Annotated in this window: 10 protein-coding genes; 2 read left to right on the top strand and 8 right to left on the bottom strand. The window is 60.2% G+C overall.

Features of this window, described 5'->3' with window-relative positions; translation table 11 throughout:
• The first annotated feature begins 141 nt into the window (after positions 1-141).
• A complete protein-coding gene (locus tag GKO01_RS13370) occupies positions 142-624 on the top strand; it encodes a MarR family winged helix-turn-helix transcriptional regulator (RefSeq protein WP_099287460.1) in 483 nt (160 codons plus the stop codon).
• A 14-nt stretch (positions 625-638) separates the two neighbouring features.
• Positions 639-2,810 (top strand): FUSC family protein, encoded by a 2,172-nt coding sequence (locus tag GKO01_RS13375; protein WP_099287461.1) that lies wholly within the window; start codon positions 639-641, stop codon positions 2,808-2,810.
• Positions 2,811-2,813: 3 nt separating this feature from the next.
• On the opposite strand, the gene GKO01_RS13380 is transcribed toward GKO01_RS13375, so the two are convergent.
• The 8 genes from GKO01_RS13380 to GKO01_RS13415 form a co-directional block, all read right to left on the bottom strand.
• Positions 2,814-3,506 carry a GntR family transcriptional regulator gene (locus GKO01_RS13380; RefSeq protein ID WP_099287462.1) on the bottom strand — a complete coding sequence of 231 codons (693 nt, stop codon included), beginning with the start codon at positions 3,504-3,506 and terminating at the stop codon, positions 2,814-2,816.
• Between the two features lie 70 nt (positions 3,507-3,576).
• Positions 3,577-7,230: a bifunctional proline dehydrogenase/L-glutamate gamma-semialdehyde dehydrogenase PutA gene (gene putA / locus GKO01_RS13385; protein ID WP_244901470.1), complete on the bottom strand. Its 3,654-nt coding sequence runs from the start codon at positions 7,228-7,230 to the stop codon at positions 3,577-3,579.
• A 39-nt stretch (positions 7,231-7,269) separates the two neighbouring features.
• A complete protein-coding gene (locus tag GKO01_RS13390) occupies positions 7,270-8,304 on the bottom strand; it encodes a P1 family peptidase (RefSeq protein ID WP_099287463.1) in 1,035 nt (344 codons plus the stop codon).
• Positions 8,305-8,317: 13 nt separating this feature from the next.
• Complete coding sequence (locus GKO01_RS13395; RefSeq protein WP_099287464.1) at positions 8,318-9,049, bottom strand: ATP-binding cassette domain-containing protein; 732 nt, start codon at positions 9,047-9,049, stop codon at positions 8,318-8,320.
• Positions 9,046-9,864: an ATP-binding cassette domain-containing protein gene (locus GKO01_RS13400; RefSeq protein ID WP_099287465.1), complete on the bottom strand. Its 819-nt coding sequence runs from the start codon at positions 9,862-9,864 to the stop codon at positions 9,046-9,048. The genes GKO01_RS13395 and GKO01_RS13400 overlap by 4 nt, the downstream gene beginning before the upstream one ends.
• Entirely contained in the window at positions 9,861-10,676 is an 816-nt protein-coding gene (locus tag GKO01_RS13405) for an ABC transporter permease (RefSeq protein ID WP_099287466.1), read from the bottom strand. Before GKO01_RS13405 ends, GKO01_RS13400 begins: the two co-directional genes overlap by 4 nt.
• On the bottom strand, positions 10,673-11,617 hold the full coding sequence (locus GKO01_RS13410; protein ID WP_099287467.1) for an ABC transporter permease: 945 nt from the start codon (positions 11,615-11,617) through the stop codon (positions 10,673-10,675). The genes GKO01_RS13405 and GKO01_RS13410 overlap by 4 nt, the downstream gene beginning before the upstream one ends.
• A 4-nt stretch (positions 11,618-11,621) precedes the next feature.
• Positions 11,622-13,103, bottom strand: coding sequence for an ABC transporter substrate-binding protein (locus GKO01_RS13415; RefSeq protein ID WP_244901471.1), 1,482 nt, complete (start codon positions 13,101-13,103; stop codon positions 11,622-11,624).
• Positions 13,104-13,157: the final 54 nt, after the last annotated feature.

Raw genomic sequence — 13,157 nt, forward strand, 5'->3', positions numbered from 1 at the left:
CCTTCATTATGCGAGGGAGAGTCGGTTAGTGATATGGATCAAAAACTGAACTTCCTGACGAAAATGTCAACAGGATCTGTTTTCAAATCGTATGTTGTCATATAATCTATTGATATGTCAACAGTTGAGGTGTCATTGAAAATGGCTGTCCAGTATGGTGCGTCCCTTCTTCGGGAGAGCAGTTTTCATGACATGGAACTGACCTTTCATGTCATGCGGCTGTCGAGCCTGTGGCGGGCCCAGCTTGACCGTCTTCTACGCCCTGAGGGCATGACGCTCGCGACCATGCGGCCCATGGCCTATCTGATGGTGATGGGAAACGGGTTGAAGCAGAGCGATCTGGCGTCAGTCATGGGGGTGGACAGCTCTGCACTTGTTCGGGTTCTGGACCAGTTGGGACGGGAAGGATTGATTTCGCGCGGGCCCGATCCTCATGACCGGCGCTCTAATCTTGTGGCACTGACGAAAACCGGGATGGCACGCTGTCGGAGGTTCCAGCAGATTGCAGCGGAGCTTGAGGCCCGGCTGACCAAAGGGCTTCCCGAGGAGGAGGCAGAGATGCTGCGAGATCAGCTTGGCATGATGGAGAGCAGATTTTCCCTGTCCGATGTCTCGTCCTGCTGAAGCTGCGATCCCTTATGAAAAACCTTTTCCGTCAGATGTTTTCTTTTGACCGCAGCAGCATCCGCTGGCGGAATTTCCTTGCGACGGCGGCTTTCACGGCGCGTGTTTTCCTGTCCATCGGGATTGCGCTCTTTCTGGCGTTCATGATCCAGCTTGAATCGCCGATGAGTACGGTCACGACCGTTCTGATCGTTGCCAATCCGACCGTGGGCGCGCTGGTGTCCAAAAGTGTGTGGCGCATGACCGGAACGGTGATTGGAGCGGCGTTGAGCACGGCTGTCATGGCGATGTTTGTACAGTCCGCGGTTCTGTATTTCATGGCGCTTTCGGTCTTTGTCGGACTGGCCTGCATGACGGCGACGTGCCTGCGGTATTTCAGGGCTTATGCGGCGGTTCTGGCCGGATATACGATCGTTATCGTGGCCGTTCCTGCTTTTACCCATCCCGAGAACATTTTCCTGTCGGCGATGATGCGGGTGTCGGACGTGGCGCTCGGAATTGTGGTGACGGCGGCTGTCTTCATGGTGACGTCGCCCCGGCGGCGTCAGGGGACGATGGAGGCATTGTCGGGGGCGTTCCGCGAGACCCTTCGCCATGCTCTGGTTTTTCATGAAGGACTGGTTCGTCCTGCCGTCATACAGGACGTTCAGAATGCGGAACCAGCCGTTGCCGATGGGGCATTCCGGACGCTGCCGCAGACCCTCTATGATGGCAGACAGCGCCTTCTGGGGCAGCTTGCGCGTCTGGGGCCGGCTATCGAATACGCGGCAACCGACAATCCGGATATTCATGCAGGGGTGAGGGGCTATCGACTGGCGGTCAGTCGCATGACGGGGCTTGTCGCGTCCTATCATCCGTACTGGCGTAATCTGGGGATCGCGAACCCGCTCTCGGCAGATGTGCATCGTGAAATCCGCGATACGCTGACCCGGATCCTTGTCCTGACGGAGAGTGCGGGATGGATCGAGCAACCGCAGAGCGTGCTCGCATGTCTGGAAGACGCGCTGGAACGGCTGGAAAGTCTGGAGCGTTCTGCGATATCGCCAGAAGCTCAGGCGTCGGTCGATAATACCCGCGATATTCTGTTTCAGTTGCGGGAAATCGTGCTGGATCTGTCCAGCCCGCGTGGCGCGCATGTCCGGGTGCGAAGCGGGCTGCATGTAGAATGGATGTCCGCGATCTATAATGGATTGCGCGGAATGCTCATCGCCTTTCTGGCCTGCATGATCTGGTACATCACGTATTTCCCGACCGGTCCGATGATGATCATGTATGTGGTGGCGGCATCGAGCCTGCTGTCGACCGTACCATCGGCTGCCCGGGCCAGTGTGCCGATGGCGATCGGTACGGCGCTTTCGGTCCCGGCCTGCTGGCTGTGCCATATCGTGGCGCTGCCTCGCGTGGATGGGTATCCGATGCTCTGGCTGTCGATCTGTGCGTGCATGTTGCCGGGCGTGTGGCTCCAGTTTCATCCGCGCTACGGGATCGGCGCTTTTGGCTATACGGTCTTTCTGGCCATGCAGTTGATGGTGACGAACAGCATGGTTGTGGATGACATCACGCTCATCAATACGTGGCTGGCCATCCTGATGGGGTGTGTGCTGCTTGTTCTGGTGTTCCGGGTGATTATGCCAGCCGATCAAAGGCTGTATGCGTCGCGGCTTGTGCTGTCTCTGGGGCGTAGTTTGCAGAGTCTTTCAAGTCAGCCGGGTGCGAAAGTCCCGTCCTGGATGGTATGGGAAGGGGCGCAGATCCAGAAAGTCTCGAGTCTGCTGATGCGCCTGTCTCTGGTCACGTCACCAATTGACCGGCAGGGTTATGTGGATGGTGCGTTTGCTGCGTTGTCCCTTGGCCGTCTGCTGATCCGTCTCAGGCGCGCGGCGGAGAAGGCTGGATTGACTGCTGCCCAGACGGAAGCCCTCAACACGGCCCTTGCGTCTTTCAGAATGCTGCGTCGGGACCCGGCTGGTACGGCGGCCTCTCTAAGAGAAGCAGCGCGGCTAATCGGCTCAGACAATGATCCGGGCATGGAGGATGTGTTTCGCGTCCGTCTTGTGGCCTGTCTGGAGCAGAGCGCGCATATCATCGACAGCATTCCGGGGTTTTTCCACGCGGATGGTCCGTTGAATTGCTGGTTCGATGAACGCGGGACTGTGAAGTTGGTAACGGCTACCCCGGCAGGATGACGATCAGGAGGCCGCTCGGTCGCGGATGACATCCAGAGACAGGCGGGCCGATTCCAGAATATGCTGCTTTGTCAGTCGTCCAAGTTCGTCGCTGTCACGTTTGCGGCAGGCTTGAAGGATCTGGAAATGTTCGGCGTCCGTTGCGGTTTTTCGTCCCGGCAGTTCCAGATGGGCGCGGATATAGCGGTCGAGGCGCGAATGAAGGTCGTGGATCATGCTGTATAGTCGCGGGCGACGGGCAGCGGCATAAATGGCGCCATGAAACTCCCAGTTCAGCCGACCGGACTGGGCCATGCCGTGGCTGCCACCTGTTCCATTCACGAATGCCTCATAGGCGTCCTCGATATGGGCCAGGTCAACACGGGTGAGGGTCGTCATGGCCAGTCCTGCCGCCATGCTTTCCAGCGAAGCGCGGATGTCCGAATATTCCAGAATGTCGGCTTCGCTCATCCCCGTCACCACGGCGCCGCGATGGGGCAGAAAGGCGATCAGCCCCTCTGCTTCAAGCTGTTTGAGCGCCTCGCGGACCGGAATGGTGGAGACGCCGAAATTACGGGCCAGTTCGGACTGACGCAGAGGCTGCGCGTCGGTCAGTATGCCATCCGTGATGGCACGGCGCAGGGCGTCCGCGATTTCGAGCGAGGCCGAGCCGCTTTTCGTATCAACAGGCGTGAAAGTCGGTGCGGCATCGCTCATGAGGTCGGTTATCCGTCAGTGGGGCGGTCCTCATAGCATGATCGCAACAAACGATCATGCTCGTGGGATATTACCCGATGGTCATCAGGCTCGCATTGCCACCTGCGGCCGTCGTGTTGGTGCTGACGACCTTTTCCTGAAGCACCCATTCGGGCCGGATCGGGCTTTTTGCGTCCACCATATAAAGCTGTACGACCATGCCCGAGCGCGACAGGGCCGTGCGGGCCTGTTCGGCCATCTGCCGTTCTTCGAAAGATGCGAGGATCGTCCGGCATCCTGCGGCGCGCCCGCCCTGAGTGCGGCGGATATGCAAAGCGAGGGCATGCGGCAGGTCGGAGACCCAGTCCGAGGCCACGTTCGGCCCCTGAACGAAGGCCGTATTTCCGCCGCTCAGGGCGAGCCCTACGGCGCGAAGCATGGTTTCCCGGTCACTGGCAACGCACAGGACGGCGCCGCGCGGCAGAAGCTGGTAGAGATTGGTCTCGCCAACCGGGCCGGGAAGCTCGCGCGTGGTGCCGCATAGGCCATGCTGCATGCCTTCCACGATTTTCTGATAAAGCGGAAAACTGCTCTGCATCAGCCAGGACAGGAACAGCCGGGCAGGTTCAGGAAGTTCCTGTTTTTCCCAGCCGATATGGGGCGGGGTGGTGCTCATCAGGCGGCGCAGGATTAGTGGACCACCGGCTTTCGGTCCTGTCCCGGACAGTTTTTCGCCTCCAAAAGGCTGGCTGCCGACAACCGCGCCGACCATGTTGCGATTGACATACAGGTTTCCGGCCTCGATGCGGGACGTGACATGCGCCATACGGCTTTCGATCCGGGTGTGGAGGCCGAATGTCAGACCATAGCCGGACTGGTTGATGGCGTTGAGCAGGGCTTCGAAGCCGCTGGATTCAAAGCGCAGGACGTGTAGCACGGGTCCGAAAACCTCGCCCTTCAGGTCTGCCAGACTGTTGATCTGGATAATGGTCGGGGCGATGAAGGTGCCATTTTCTGCACCTTCCGGCAGCGGAAGGGACCATACGGCGCGGCCGTGCATGCGTGTTTCGTCAATATAGGTCTGAATACCTGAGCGGGCTTCGGCGGAGATGACGGGGCCGACATCGGTGCGCAGTTGCGCTGGATCGCCGACCCGCAGTTCTTCGACCGCACCGCGCAGCATGGTCAGGACGCGATCGGCGCAGTCCTCCTGCACGCACAGGACGCGCAGTGCGGAGCAGCGCTGGCCCGCGCTGTCGAATGCCGAGACCAGCACATCCGCCACGACCTGTTCGGTTAGAGCGGAACTGTCCACGATCATGGCGTTCTGTCCGCCCGTTTCAGCAATGAATGGAACGGGCTGCCCATCCACTCCTGTACGGCCGGCCAAGGTTTTGGCGATCAGACCTGCAACGGCGGTGGAGCCGGTGAACATCACGCCGGAAATCCGGGCGTCGGCTACGAGCGCTGCACCGGTTTCGCCCGCACCGGGAACGAGGCGGAGCGCGTTTTCCGGAATTCCGGCTTCCCGCAGAAGAGAGACGGCGCGCAGGGCGATGAAGGGAGTTTCCTCGGCCGGTTTGGCGACGACCGTGTTGCCAGCCGCGAGGGCTGCGGAGACCTGTCCAAGGAAGATGGCAAGCGGAAAGTTCCACGGGCTGATACAGGCGACGACACCGAGCGGCGCACTGCTGCCTGTCCGGGCGATGTCCTGCGCCTGTGCGGCATAATAACGCAGGAAATCCACGGCCTCGCGGACTTCGGAAAGCGCATTGGCGTAGGATTTACCAGCTTCACGAACCAGAAGGGCCATCAGGTCTTTCTGGTACTGTTCCAGCAGATCAGCCGCACGGTCAAGCTTTGCGCTTCGCTCGTCAGCGGAAAGAGCCGCCCATGCCGACATCTCGCTTTCTGCAAAATCGATGGCCTTGCGGACATCGGCTTCGTTTCCGAAACGGACCGTGCCGATCCGGTCGGAATGGTTGGAGGGGTTGCGGATATCCTGCACTTCGCCTGAACAGGATGTATCCTGAAGCGCCTGCTCGGCAGACACGCGGACGGCCTCGGATAGAGCAGCGATGGTGTGTTCGTCGGTCAGGTCCAGTCCGTGCGAATTGGTCCGCTCGGGTTCGAACAGGTCTTTCGGAAGGGCAATAGCCGGATGAGAGGCACCCGGCGGCTCCACGGTCTTGGCCAGTGCGACCGGGTCTTCAATCAGGCTTTCGATCGACAGGCTCTCATCACCGATCTGATTGACGAAGGAGGAGTTGGCGCCGTTTTCCAGCAAACGGCGCACCAGATAGGCCAGAAGCGTCTCATGCGAGCCGACCGGGGCATAGACGCGGCACGGGCGGTTGAGCTTCTGCGGCCCGACGACTTCATTATAAAGCGTCTCGCCCATGCCGTGCAGGCACTGGAACTCGTAGTCGCCAATCTGGAAGTTCAGTCCTGCCAGCGTATAGATCGTGGCCAGCGTGCGGGCGTTGTGCGTGGCAAACTGCGGGAAAACCACGTCGCGGGCGGCGAGAAGTTTTTTGGCGCAGGCGATATAGCTGACATCGGTGTAGCATTTGCGCGTGTAGACTGGGAAATCCGTCTGGCCTTCGACCTGCGCCTTCTTGATTTCGCTGTCCCAGTACGCACCTTTCACCAGCCGGATCATAAGACGGTGTCCGCTGCGGCGTCCGAGGTCGATCAAATAGTCCAGAACCTTCGAGGCGCGGCGCCCATAAGCCTGCACCACGATCCCGATGCCGTTCCAGCCGTCCAGTTCGGGGCAGTGACACAGGTTTTCGATCAGGTCGAGCGAGAGGTCGAGACGTTCGCTTTCTTCGGCGTCGATATTGATGCCGATGTCATAGCGGCGGGCCTGAACGACGAGATCCTTCAGGGTCTGGCCCAGTTCTTCAAGAACGCGCTCGCGCTGGGCGAAGGCGTAGCGGGGGTGAAGAGCTGAGAGCTTGATCGAAATGCCTGCTTTTTCATAGACATTCGCGCCACGGGCAGTCTGGCCGATGACGTCGATGGCGCGTTCGTAGTCGTGGCGGTAGCGCAGGGCGTCGGCTTCCGTCATCGCGGCTTCGCCGAGCATGTCGTAGGAGTATTTGAAGCCGCGTTCCTCGGGCTCTGCGCTGACCTTGCGCGCGTCCTCGATGGTTTCCCCAATGACGAACTGTTCGCCCATCATTCGCATGGCGATGTCGAGCGCACGTCGGACCAGTGGCTGACCGCCCCGTCCGACAAGGCGGAATAATGCGGCGGCGAGGCCCTCATCGGTCTCGTTGGTCAGCTTGCCGGTCAGCATCAGGCCCCATGAGGCCGCGTTTACGAAAACGGTCTTTTTCCCGCCCATGTGAGACAGCCAGTTTCCCGTGCCGATCCGGTCGCGGATCAGAGCGTCGCGTGTGGCGGCATCGGGAATGCGCAGGAGCGCTTCGGCCAGACACATCAGGGACACGCCCTCGGCGGAGGAAAGCGAGAACTCCTGCACGAGAGCCTCGACACCGCCCGGACGGCGCTGGGTGCGCAGGGTGCGGGTCAGATGGCGGGCGACGTCGAACGTGTTCTGCTGTTCCGTCTCGGTTAGCGTGGCCTGCTCGATCAGGGGAAGGATACAGTCCGCCTCAGGTCTGCGCATGTCTGCTGCAATGGCCTGACGGAGGGGGGAGCGGACAGGATAGGACGGCACAACAGAGGACATGGACTCAGCCTTGGGCAGAACACTCGGTCTGAGTTCTATAATCATATACGATCATGAAGAAAATATATGAAATGAGCGTTCGAATCATTTTTGTATCGTATCTGAAACCTGTCTCTTTTTTTCTCCGAACCGTTCGTTCCATGTGGGCAGGGATGTGGCGCCGGGCAGCGGTCCCGCCTCGTACACGCCACGGGCGATGGCGCGCGCCGTGACCTGTGTGGCGGCGTGGAGGATTTCCGTCCATTCCTGAGGCGTGGGTGCCGGTTTTTCCCGTGTAGAGACTCCGATCATGGCGTCGCCGTCCAGAGGCAGATGGGCTGGGAAAACGCCTCTCGCCACGCCATCCTGAGCGAGAATGGCAAGGCGTTTGGCCTGTGTTTTGGTGAGGGTTGCGTCCGTCGCGATCAGGCCGATCGTGGTGCCGGTGACGGAGGCCCATTTGGAGCGCAGGCGCAGGTCTTCTGACGTGAGATGCGCGGGCATGCCCAGACCGCCGAATTCATGTCTCTGTTCGAAAGGCGCGCTCCAGAAATGGGGGCCATCGCCGATCGTGGCTGTCCCGACGGCATTGACCGCGACCAGAGCGGCCACGCGGTGTCCGGCCGGGGTTATGGTGCTTGCCGAACCTAATCCTCCGCGAAGTGTGGCAGTTGTAGCGCCTGTTCCTGCGCCCGCGGTGCCCAGTCTGAAACAGCCATGGCGGGCGTTTTCGGCAGCCTGATGCCCCATGTCGGCATAGGGGGAGTAGCGTCCCCAGGACGTCTGACCGCCTGCTGGCAGATCATAAAGACTGGCCTGTACGACGATGGGGACGCGGATCGTGCCTGGTGGAAGGGGCGTGTTTCCGAACTGTTCCCGCAGCCACGCCTGAACCCCCGTTGTGGCATCCAGACCGTAAGTGGAACCGCCTGACAGAACGATTGCATGGATATGTTCGACCAGATTTTCGGGTTCCAGCAGCGCGGTTTCCCTCAGCGCCGGAGCGCCGCCCGGAAAGCTACCGGAGGCAGTGACCGGACTGTCGAACAGAATGACCGTCACCCCCGTGCGCAGGTTCAGATATTCACTATGGCCCACGCGGATTCCAGGGATGTCGGTGAGCAGGTTCAGGCTGGTCATGCGGCCTCGTCGGTCAGAAGGAGTTTTCGAGCAGTGCCCGCGTCTCTGGTTGGGTCGGGGCATTCAGGACGGTGGAGGCCGGTCCGGATTCTACAATCCGTCCCTGTTCCAAAACGGCGATATGGTGCGACATATGGCGGATGACAGCCAGATCGTGGCTGACGAAAACATAGGCCAGTCCGTGTTTTTGTTGCAGATCCAGCAGAAGGTTCAGGACGATGGCCTGTGTCGAAACATCCAGCGCCGAAACGGCCTCGTCCGCGATGATGACGGATGGGCGCGTGATCAGGGCGCGCGCAATCGCAATGCGCTGTCTCTGACCACCCGAGAAGGCTTTCGGATAGCGGTTTGCGCTTTCAGCGGAGAGGCCGACTTCGGCGAGAGCCGTCAGAATGCGGGCTTCGCGGTCTGGGGCAGGGTCAAGGGCCTCCCCGACGATCTCGCGGACCGTCTGGCGTGGGTCGAGGGCGCCGTAAGGGTCCTGAAAAATCATCTGGATGGCAGGACGGATCTTTTCCCGTGCGGCGCGGGAAGCTGTTGCGAGATCCTGTCCCTGATAGAGGATTTGTCCTTCATGGGGGGGGATGAGGCCGCTCAAGAGACGGCAGAGGGTTGATTTTCCGCTGCCGGACGCGCCGATGATTCCGAGCGTCTGGCCCGGCAGGACATCAAGGCTGACAGTATGCAGGATTTGCCTTCCGGACTGTCCGAACGTCACATTCCGGGCCTGAAGGATCGGGGTCATGCCGGTACCGTATAAAAGGGCAGGCGCGTTAAGGGCGTATGGGCCGCGCCATGCAGGGACATAGCGAGAAGGGCCTGCGTATAGGGATGGGCGGGGGCGTCGAATATGGAGACAGTCGGGCCCTGTTCCACACAGATCCCATCTTTCAGCACCAGAACGTGATCCGCATGATGACGGACCAGACCCAGATCGTGAGAAATCATCAAGAGGGCCATGCGGTGCGTCTGGGTGTGTTGATTTACAAGTGTCATCACGTCTGCACGGGTGCGGGCATCGAGAGCTGTGGTGAATTCATCCGCGATCAGGAGGGCGGGTTTGCAGGCCAGTGCCATGGCCAGAAGCGCGCGCTGCCTTTGCCCTCCCGAAAGCTGATGGGGATAGGCGCGTTCGTTCACGCCTGCTTTCAAAAGGCCAACTTGCTCCATGAGAGCGAGGGTTTGATCGCGGATTTCGGAACGTGTGAGTATTGTATGAAGCCGAAGCGTGTCGGCGATCTGTGCGCCAATCCTTCGCATGGGGTTGAGCGCTGACATGGGTTCCTGAAAGATCATGCCGAGCGTGTTTCCACGGATCTGACACCATTGAGGTTCCGTAAGCGTCAGAAGGTTTTCATCGTTCAGACGAATTTCTCCGTGAGGCTGGAATCCGGCTGGCAGTAGCCCCATGAGGCTCAGGGCCAGTGTGGATTTCCCCGAGCCTGACTCGCCGATAACGGCAAGGATTTTTCCCGCTTCTAGAGTAAAGGAAAGGGCGTGAAGGATGGGACGGGCTAGGCTGTGAACGCTCAGATCCATGACCTGAAGAAGAGAGGTCATGGCGCGCGCTCCTGTAGCGGGGCATCCAGAGCATCGCGCAAGCCGTCACCGGCCATGTTGAACCCCAGAACGAGCAGCATGATTGTCAGGCCCGGCACGGCGACCAGAAGCGGATGATCGAAAATATGGATCTGGTAAGCGGCCAGCGCCCGGCCCAGATCCGGTCGAGGTGGGGGCGCGCCCAGCCCAAGATAGGACAGTCCCGCATCGGACAGGATAGCGAGTGCGAGCGAGGATGTTGCCTGAACCGTCAGAAGCGGGAGGATGTTCGGTAGGACGTGCCGTCGTAAAATGGAAACGGTGCCGCGTCCGGCTAGACGGGAGGCTGCGATATAGTCCTGAATCAGAATGGTGCGTGCAGCCTGCCGGGTGATGCGGATCTGGGCGGGAAGGCCGAACAGGGCGATGGCGAGGATTTCACCCGTGGCCGAAGCTCCGAGCGCCGTGACTAGAAGAGCGGCGGTCAGAACGGGCGGAAACGCCAGACCCAGATCGGCCAGACCCATGATGACTTTGGGTGGTTTCCCGGCCGCCATCAGTCCCAGTGCCGTTCCCGCAACTGTGGAGAGGCAGACGGCCATTGCCGCGATCAGGACGCTGTTGAATGCTCCCGAAAGCACGAAGGTCAGAAGATCCCGGCCGAAGGGATCGGTTCCAAGCGGGTGTAACAGGGAGGGACGTGCATAGCGGTGCATGACGTCGATGGCCGGAGCACGGGCACCCGTGAGCAGGGCCGTGACGAATGCAGGAAGCAGAACGATGCCGAGCAACGCGCTGCCAGTCCAGAGTGTCGGGTTGGTGCGCGTGTTCATGGGCGTTCTTCCCCAAGGCGTGGGTCCAGAAAACGCACCAGTGCTGCCAGCAGAAAACCGAGGATTATGACGGCGGTGACGATCAGCATGACGAGGTTTTGCACGACGGGCAGATCACGCTGGTTGACGGCTTCCAGCAGAAGTTTTCCGCAGCCGGGCAGGCTGAACACGCTTTCGACGATGATGCTGCCCGTTATGAGAACAGGAAGCTGAATCCCGGCCAGTGTCAGAACCGGGATCAGGGCGTTGGGCAACGCAACGCGCCACAGGACGCCAGAGCGGCTGTAACCTTGGGCGCGGGCCGTGCGGATGAAATCCTGCGACAGGGTTTCGATCAGGGAAGAGCGCATGAAGCGTGCGGTGATGGCGGCCTGCGGGACGGCGAGTGCGACGGCCGGAAGAATGAGCGCTCTCAGGCCGGTGAAAAATCCATGACCCCAGCCCGGAAAACCGCTGGCTGGCAGCCAGTGAAGGGTCAGGGAAAACAGGAACGTCATCATCATCGCCAGCCAGAAATCGGGAATGGACTTCAAAAGCTGAAGCATTGCCATAAGGCCCATATCGGACATTTTCCCCCGGTTTGCAGCGGCGGTCATGCCAAGCGGGATGCCTGCGCCGAGCGAGAGCAGCATGGCCAGCAGGATCAAGGGCAGAGTGCTTTGCAAGCGTTCGCCAATCAGGCTGCTCACGGGGACATCGTAGATGTAGCTGCGGCCCAGATTGCCGCGTATCAAATCGCCGACCCAGTGTGCGTATCTTGCGGGCAGGGCGGTATCCAGCCCGAGTTGATGATGCAGGGCGGCGATGCTCTCGGGACTTGCGTCCAGTCCGAGCATGACGGAGGCCGGGTCGCCGGGGATGAGGTTCATGGCGGCGAAAATGACAAGACTTGCAACGATCAGTAGCAGGAGCCGCTGAAAGGCCAGAGACAGGACGTTCATCCCGTCATGGCTCCCAGAAGACGCCACCCAGCGGGCAGCCTGCGATGGGCTGATTGGTCCACAGGCCTCTGAGATGGCGGTTCAGGACGGTCTCACGGGGCATCGAGAACAGGAAGATGTTAGGTTCGTCCTGTGAAAGTTGTGTCTGCATCTGTGCGGAAAGCGCACGGCGCAGAACAGGATCGGCTGTGGCTTCATAGCGCCCCAGAAGGTCGTGAAAGACGGGGCTGTGATAGTGAAAATAGACCGGTGTGCGGTCATAGATTGCGATGTCGTGTGGCTCCGTATGTGCGATGACGGTCATGTCGAAGGCGCCCTGTCCGTAAATCTGGCTGAGCCATGCGGGCCATTCCACGGGTTGGAGCGTGACGTTCAGCCCGATCTGTTCCAGGTAGGCGGCGATGAGTTCGCTGCTGTCGCGTGCATAGCCGATGGGCGGGAACGCCAGCGTCAGATGCAGGCCGGGCGCAATGCCTGCGTCCCTCAGAAGCGCGCGGGCATGATCGGGGTCGTAGGGATAACGGTCGGGCAGGGCAATGTAATCGGGATCGTCCGGCGCCATGTGCGATTGCAGGAGCGTCGCGTCACCTTCCGCCACAGCCTGAATCAGCGCCTTGCGGTCAATGGCCTGCGCGATGGCCTGTCGGACGCGCAGATCGTTGAATGGGCGGCGGGCATTGTTGAGGGCGAGAATGGCCTTGAAGGGAAAGCTGCCGCGGACGACCTCAAGCTGCGGGTTGCTGGCAAAACGGCTCAGGATTTCACGGGATGGGAAGGACGGATAGGCATCCAGTTCCCCGGCCAGAAGCGCGTTGCTGGCCGAAAGCGGGTCGGGCATGAAGCGGAAGGTGACGGAACGCAGGGCGGGTCTGGCACCCCAGTATTCCGGATTGCGGTTTAGCGTCAGGTGATCGCCGCGTTGCCATTCGCCAAAGACGAAAGGCCCGGTACCGACGGGGTGACTGATGTTCTGCGCTACGGAGGCTGGCGAAAGGATGGCGGCGTCGTTCCATGCCAACTGGTACAGGAAACTGCCATAGGGTCGCTGAAGACGGACTTGGACGTGTAGGCTGTCGGGGCAGGAAATATCGGCAATCTGGCTGAAAGTGCTTCTGTCCGGGTTGGTACTGCCTGACGCTTCAGCGCGGAGAAGTGAAAATTTTACAGTCTCACAGGTCAAAAGCGTTCCGTCATGAAAATGCACATTTTCATGGAGTGCGAAATCGTAGGTCAAGCCGTCTGGCGAAACGCTCCAATCCTGAGCGAGGAGGGGTTTGATGGTTCCCTGTTCATCCAGCCGTACCAGACCTTCATAGATATTGTCGTAGGTCACCATTCCGATGGCTTCGCTGGAACCGCGTGTAGGGTCGAGACCCGGCGGCTCGATGGACAGACCGATTGAGAGCGTGTCCCGAACCTCAGCAGCCTTGGCACATCCCGTAAGGCTCATCGCCAGAAGTGGCAGAATGATCAGCAGTATTTTCAATCAGGCGCTCCGCGAACTTGCAGCCTCAGGGCGCAGGGACACGGAAAATAAAGC

Origin of the sequence: Gluconobacter kondonii, from assembly GCF_002723995.1 — a bacterium.
In the GTDB taxonomy this organism is placed as follows: Bacteria; Pseudomonadota; Alphaproteobacteria; order Acetobacterales; family Acetobacteraceae; genus Gluconobacter; species Gluconobacter kondonii.

What these genes read in the sequence shown, in the direction of transcription:
- GKO01_RS13370 (WP_099287460.1), top strand. Translation starts at nt 142, where the DNA reads ATGGCTGTCCAGTATGGTGCGTCCCTTCTTCGGGAGAGCAGTTTTCAT.
- GKO01_RS13375 (WP_099287461.1), top strand. Translation starts at nt 639, where the DNA reads ATGAAAAACCTTTTCCGTCAGATGTTTTCTTTTGACCGCAGCAGCATC.
- GKO01_RS13380 (WP_099287462.1), bottom strand. Translation starts at nt 3,506, where the DNA reads ATGAGCGATGCCGCACCGACTTTCACGCCTGTTGATACGAAAAGCGGC.
- putA (WP_244901470.1), bottom strand. Translation starts at nt 7,230, where the DNA reads ATGATTATAGAACTCAGACCGAGTGTTCTGCCCAAGGCTGAGTCCATG.
- GKO01_RS13390 (WP_099287463.1), bottom strand. Translation starts at nt 8,304, where the DNA reads ATGACCAGCCTGAACCTGCTCACCGACATCCCTGGAATCCGCGTGGGC.
- GKO01_RS13395 (WP_099287464.1), bottom strand. Translation starts at nt 9,049, where the DNA reads ATGACCCCGATCCTTCAGGCCCGGAATGTGACGTTCGGACAGTCCGGA.
- GKO01_RS13400 (WP_099287465.1), bottom strand. Translation starts at nt 9,864, where the DNA reads ATGACCTCTCTTCTTCAGGTCATGGATCTGAGCGTTCACAGCCTAGCC.
- GKO01_RS13405 (WP_099287466.1), bottom strand. Translation starts at nt 10,676, where the DNA reads ATGAACACGCGCACCAACCCGACACTCTGGACTGGCAGCGCGTTGCTC.
- GKO01_RS13410 (WP_099287467.1), bottom strand. Translation starts at nt 11,617, where the DNA reads ATGAACGTCCTGTCTCTGGCCTTTCAGCGGCTCCTGCTACTGATCGTT.